The following is a 1,898-nucleotide window of genomic DNA, read 5'->3' as shown; positions in this document are numbered from 1 at the left end:
CACGTCCCCGCCGTCGCGCTCGGCCGGAGCCTCGTCGTCGGGTGTGGCCCCGCTGTCGGCCGGAGCCTGGTCGTCCGGGGTCTCACCGTCGCCGGGTACCCCGCCGCCCGGTGCCTCCTCGTCGTCGGCGTCGTCGGCATCCTCGGGAGGAGGCTCGCCCACGAGCAGGGTCGGCGCCCCGGAGAACTGGGTGATCTCCCAGCGATCGGCCCACTCCTCGAGCACGATCTCGTAGGTCAAGCGGGTCGTCGTGCCGCCTCTCGTGGTGGCGTCGATCTCCGCCAGCACCCGCGTCCGACCGTCACCGAGGTCGTCCGCGCTCATCTGCACGAGCCTCACCTCGACGAACGGGACAGGGCTCACGGCCGACAACTCGCCGCCCGGAGCGAGGTAGCGGGACGGATCGCCTCCGCCCGCGAGCAGCGCACCCAGGAAGCCCTCGACCGCTGTCGTCAACGGACCCTCCTCCGCAGGGCGGGGCCTGTCGGTGCTGGCGTACCAACCCGTGACGACCTCGGGGGGAGGCGGCACGATCGCGGGAGTGGTGAGAGCCGCCAGCCGGCCGTCCGTGTCACCAACGATCGCCACCTCGACGAACCAGGTGGTCCCGACGTGCTCGAGACCGTCACCGGCATCGCCGGGCTCCCCCTCGGGGAGCGGGATCGACTCGGTCACCTCGGCAGCCACCGTGACCGCCCAGTAGCCCTCGTGCCGCGCCTCACCGCTCACGGTGGTCACCCGCCCGACGGCGAGATTGCCCTGGCTGGCCCCGAGTGCGTCGGGGGGCTCGACGAACAGCGCCTCGATCACCTCGTCCTCACGGTCGTCGTCGACGGTGAGCCACTCCTGCACGACCAGCTCGGCGACGCCGGCCACCGGGGCAGGCACGACGGTGTCGTCGTCGGACTGCTCGGCCACGGCCTCGACCTGCTGGACCGGCGGTCGCAGGATCCCGACGAGCCCGCCGACCACACCGATACCCACGGCGCCCCACAGGCCGACCCGCGCCGCGAGCTGCGCCAGCGGCCGGACGGGCGAGACGCCGTACGCGGTGGACAGGACGGTGTCGCCGCCGCCGAGGAGCTCGACCTCGGGGGGCGACGTGCCCGGATCGGGCCAGCCCTCCGTCGGCCCCCTGCCGGCCTCGCGTCGCTTGTCGGGATTCCGAGTGAGCCTCACGCGACCGAGATGCGCGGGCGGCCGCGCGAAAGCGCAGCGCGGGTCAGGCTCCCATCCGCCCGCGGCGGGGCACGGCGCCCGTCAGCTCTTCGAGCAGATCGATCGTCTCGGGGTGGACGGTGTCCTCGGGCTCGGCCCCCAGATCGGGGTCGGCCAGCACGTCGCACAGCTCGCGGAACACGCGCTGCACGCCCGGAAGGTTGCCGGCCGCGCGCGCCGTCCGCATGAGGAGGCGGTACATGCGCTCGTCGCTCGGGAACGCCCGCAGGCCCTGGCGCGCTGCCCACTCCGCCGAGCGCCAGTCGCCCGTGGCCAGGCGCACCTCGGCCAGCTCCTCGGCCGCGTCGACGACCTGGGTGACGATCATGCCGCGGTGCGGACCGACCCAGGCGTAACCCCGGCCCGCGCCGGTGAAGGGTTCGCCGCGGACGAGGGCCAGTGCGTCGGAGAGGACGTCGGCGGCGATCTGGGCGTCCTCGATGTCGTCCGCGATGGCGACCAGCTCGCAGAACAGGCCGTAGTCGGTCACGACCGCCGGCGTCAGCTCGTAACGGCCGTTCCCCGACGGCGGGAACAGGGCGTCGCCGACGAGCGCCCGGGCCGAACTGACCGTGTTGTAGATGGTCTTCGCGGCATTGGCCCCGTGCGGGAAGAGGCTGATCTCGAGGTCCTCGCGGTCGACAGCCGACTCGCGCAGGGCCAGGTAGGCAATCGTCTCC

At 73.4% G+C, this 1,898-nt stretch carries 2 protein-coding genes; both read right to left on the bottom strand.

Features of this window, described 5'->3' with window-relative positions:
• Window positions 1–1,179, bottom strand: a 1,179-nt coding sequence (locus PV363_RS17615) for a conjugal transfer protein (RefSeq protein WP_301023066.1), incomplete at its 3' end; no start/stop codon positions are given.
• A gap of 43 nt (window positions 1,180–1,222) precedes the next feature.
• A partial coding sequence (locus PV363_RS17610) for a bacterial transcriptional activator domain-containing protein (protein WP_301023065.1) occupies window positions 1,223–1,898 on the bottom strand: 676 nt, incomplete at its 5' end.

Source organism: Mumia sp., from assembly GCF_028803055.1.
GTDB lineage: Bacteria > Actinomycetota > Actinomycetes > Propionibacteriales > Nocardioidaceae > Mumia.
The sequence above is the reverse complement of the archived record's forward strand: the minus strand, read 5'-3'. Positions and strand labels throughout refer to the sequence as shown.